Origin of the sequence: Streptomyces flavofungini (assembly GCF_041028215.1) — a bacterium.
GTDB classification, from domain to species: domain Bacteria; phylum Actinomycetota; class Actinomycetes; order Streptomycetales; family Streptomycetaceae; genus Streptomyces; species Streptomyces flavofungini_B.
Window position 1 is genome coordinate 1 of sequence record NZ_JASKYR010000867.1, and the last position, 3,766, is coordinate 3,766.

1 protein-coding gene is annotated in these 3,766 nt (G+C 75.3%); it reads right to left on the minus strand.

Annotated elements, in window-relative coordinates:
• On the minus strand, nt 1-3,766 hold a 3,766-nt coding region (locus tag AB8Z36_RS35740), incomplete at both ends, for an SDR family NAD(P)-dependent oxidoreductase (protein WP_369217551.1).

Below are 3,766 nucleotides of genomic sequence, written 5' to 3' on the forward strand. Positions count from 1 at the left end.
GGCCGCTCCAGTCGGCAGGACCGCCGCTCGTCCAGCGGGCGGCGAGCCGGTGGGCGGGACCCTGCTCCTCCGTTTCCGGCCCCGCGGCGGAGCCGCCGGTCAGGAGCCCGGGGCAGGCGGACCCCGCCTGGTAGGCGCGGAGCGCCCTGACGAGGGCCGCGCCGTCCTCGGCGACCACCGCGAGCCGCTCCTCCATGGCCTCGCGGCCGTGCTGGAGCGTGTGGGCGAGGTCCTCGGCGCGCACGTGCTCGCGGGCGGCGAAGTCGGCGAGGCTGCCCGCGTAGGCGCCGAGCCGTTCCGCGTTCCGCGCGGAGAGCGGGAAGACAAGGGGCCGCGCGAAGTGCTGTTCGGCGACGGTCCTTTCGGGGCGCTCGGGCCCCTCGCGGTACTCCTCGATGACCAGGTGGGCGTTGGAGCCGCCCGCGCCGAAGGAGCTGAGCCCGGCGCGGCGGGGCCCGGCACCGGGCTCCCCGGACGCCCCGGCCGGTTCGGGCCAGTCGGCGGCCTCGCGCTGCACGCGGAACGGAGCGCGGCCGAAGTCGATGTTCGGGTTCAGCACGTCGGCGTGGAGCGAGGGGACGAGACGCCGGTGCTTGAACTGGAGCAGCAGCTTGGTGAGTCCGGCGATTCCGGCCGCCGATTCCAGGTGGCCGATGTTGGACTTCACCGAACCGATGGGCCACCGCCGGTCGTCCGCATCCGACACGACCGGGGTGCTGGCCGACGGCGTCCGGAAGGCCTTGGCGAGCCCGGCGATCTCGATCGGGTCGCCGAGCGAGGTGCCGGTGCCGTGGGCCTCGACGTAGCCGATGTCGGCGGGTCCGAGGCCCGCCCCGGCCAGGGCGCGGCGCACGGTGTCGGCCTGCGCGTGCGGACTCGGCACGGTGTAACCGTTGGTCCGGCCCCCATGGTTGACGGCGTGGCCCCTGATCACCCCGTAGATGTGGTCGCCGTCGCGCTCGGCGGCGGCCAGCGGCTTGAGGAGCACCGCACCGACGCCTTCGCCCGGTACGTAGCCGGTGCCGTCGGCGCCGAAGGCGCGGCACCGGCCGTCGGCGGAGACGAAGCGGCCCTGGCTGAGGAAGACGTACTTGTACGGGTGCAGCGACAGGTTCACGCCGCCCGCGACGGCCGCCTCGCTCTCCCCGCCGCGCAGACTCTCGCAGGCCAGGTGGATCGCGGTCAGCGAGGACGAGCACATGGTGTCGAGCGCGATGCTCGGACCGTTCAGGCCGAGGGTGTACGAGACGCGGTTGGCGATGGAGGCGAACGAAGAGCCGGTGACCCGGATGCCGCCGCGCTCGGCGTCCGCCGCGCCGTAGAGCTGGTACTCGCCGTACATCACGCCCACGAAGACACCGACCGGGCGGCCCGCGAGCTCGTCCCTGCGGTAACCGGCGTCCTCAAGGACGTGCCAGGCGTTCTGGAGGAACAGGCGCTCCTGCGGGTCCATCAGCTCCGCCTCGCGCGGCGCGATGCCGAAGAACAGCGGGTCGAAGCGGTCCACGTCGCGCAGGAATCCGCCCCACTTGGAGAAGGCGCGGCCCCGGGCCGACGGGTCGGCGTCGAAGTAGCGCGCGTGGTCCCACCGGTCGGCGGGGATCTCGGTCACGCAGTCCCGGCCCGCCGCGAGGTTCTCCCAGAACTCCTCGACGTCGTCGGCCATCGGGTAGCGCCCGGAGAGCCCGATGATGGCGACGGCGTGCGAGGACTCGGCGCCGGGGGCCTCCGGAAGCGTGCGCGTCGGCCGGGTCTCCGGGCGGTCGGCGTCGCGGGCCACGGCCGGGGCGGCTCGCTTCTCCGCGCCCCTGTGCGCGGCGGCCGCCGCCAGTGCCCGGAGGCGGTCCGCGTACTCCGTCGCGAAGTACTCCGCCAGCTCCCCCAGCGTCGCGTACTCGAAGAACAGCGTCTTCGGCAGGTCGTCGAAGTGCCGTTCCAGCTCGGCGTTGAGCTGGGTGATGACCAGGGAGTCGATGCCGTAGCGGTCGAACGGCACACGCAGGTCGAGTTCCGCCTCGTCCAGCTTGGTCCGCTCGGCGAGCAGCCGCCGCAGGAAGGTCCCGGCCCACTCGGTCAGGTCGGGGGCGTCCGTCAGGTCGGGGGCGTCCGCCGGGCCGGTGACGTCCGTCAGGCCGGTGGTGTCCGTTGGGCCGGTGGCGGCCACCCGCCCGCCCTTCACGGGTACGGGCACGGGTGCGAGCGCCGCCGCCACGCGTTCCAGGTCGCCGTGGCCGACGAGCAGCGCGCCCCCGTCGTGCCCCAGCGCCGCGTCGAAGGCGGCGAGTCCGGCGGCGGTCGGCATCGGGAGCAGGCCCGTGCGGTGCCGCAGCGCGCGGGCCGCGTCCTCGTCCTGCCGCATCCCGCCCGCCAGCCAGAGCGGCCAGCCGAGGGAGAGCGTGCGGCCCGCGCGGCGGCCCTCGGCCACCAGCGCGTCACGGCGCTCGGCGAAGGCGTCGAGGCAGGCGTTGGCGTACGCGTAGTCGCTCTGCCCCGGGGTGCCGAACGCGGCGGCGATCGACGAGAAGCAGACGAAGAACTCCAGCGGGTCATCGGCGGTGAGCCGGTCGAGGAGGTCCGCGCCGAGCGCCTTGGGGCGCACGACCTCGCTGAACTCCGCCCAGCTCTTGTGCAGCAGATAGGCGTCGGCCGACGTGCCCGCCGCGTGCACGACCCCGCCTATCGCCCCGTGCTCGGCGCGTACGGAGTCGACGACCGCGCGCAGCGCTTCCTCGTCGGTCACGTCCGCGCGGCGGAAGGTGACGTCGTGCCCGGCCGCCCGCAGGGCCTCGACCCGCTGAGCGGCGTCGGCGGCGGGGTCGGTCCTGCCGAGCAGGACGAGCGGGGCCCGGGTGCGCCCGGCGAGGTGCTCGGCCAGCGTCAGGCCGAGGCTGCCCGCACCTCCGGTGATCAGACAGGCGCCGCCCCCGGACAGGAAGGCGCCGTCCCCGGGAAGCGGGGCGCCGTCGGTGCCGGCGAGGCGGTGGTGGCGGCGGACCCGGCGGACACCGCCGCTGTGCCGGGTCTCGGTCTCCCCGTCGTCCGGGCGGGCGAGTTCGGCGACGAGCGCGGGCAGGAGCGGTGTCCCGGCGTCCAGGCCCACCAGGCGGTGGGTCAGGCGCGGATTTTCCAGCGTGAGCGTGCGCGCGAATCCCGCGAGGGCTGCCTCGGCCGGGGCGGCGCCGTGCGCGTCGGTCCGGTGGGCGACGAGCAGCGCGGTGCGGTCACCGCCCCGGCGGGCGAGGAGCGCCTTGCTGAGCGCGAAGACGGCACGCGGGGTGCCGTCGGGGCCCAGCGCCTCGGACCAGGCGTGCAGCACCACGGAGGGCGTGCGGTCCGTCTCGGCGAGCCGGTCGAGGAGCGCGGCGAAGTCCTCTTGCTCGGCCGGGTTTACGGTGTAGTGGTCGCCGCCCACTCGTGCGAACCCGTCGCCGGGCGTCGCGACCACCACGACGGGGTCCACGTCACCGGCGGCCCGCAGGGCGTCGAGCAGCTCGGCGCGCTGGGCGGGGTCGGCCGCGAGGAGCAGCTTCGGGCCCGGGGGCGGCGGAGTGACCGACTGAGCGGGGCCGCTGGAGTCGGCGGCCTCCCAGACCGTGGCGAAGAGGGCGGTCCCCGGCTCGGTGTCACGGTCGTCGCGCAGCGTCCGTACGGACAGCTCGCGCAGGCGGGCGAGGAGCCGCCCCTCGGTGTCCAGGAGGTCGACGTCCACCTTGGTCTGCTTCTCGCCCGTGCCGCTCGCGTCCAGCGTGACGTGCGCGAGGCAGCG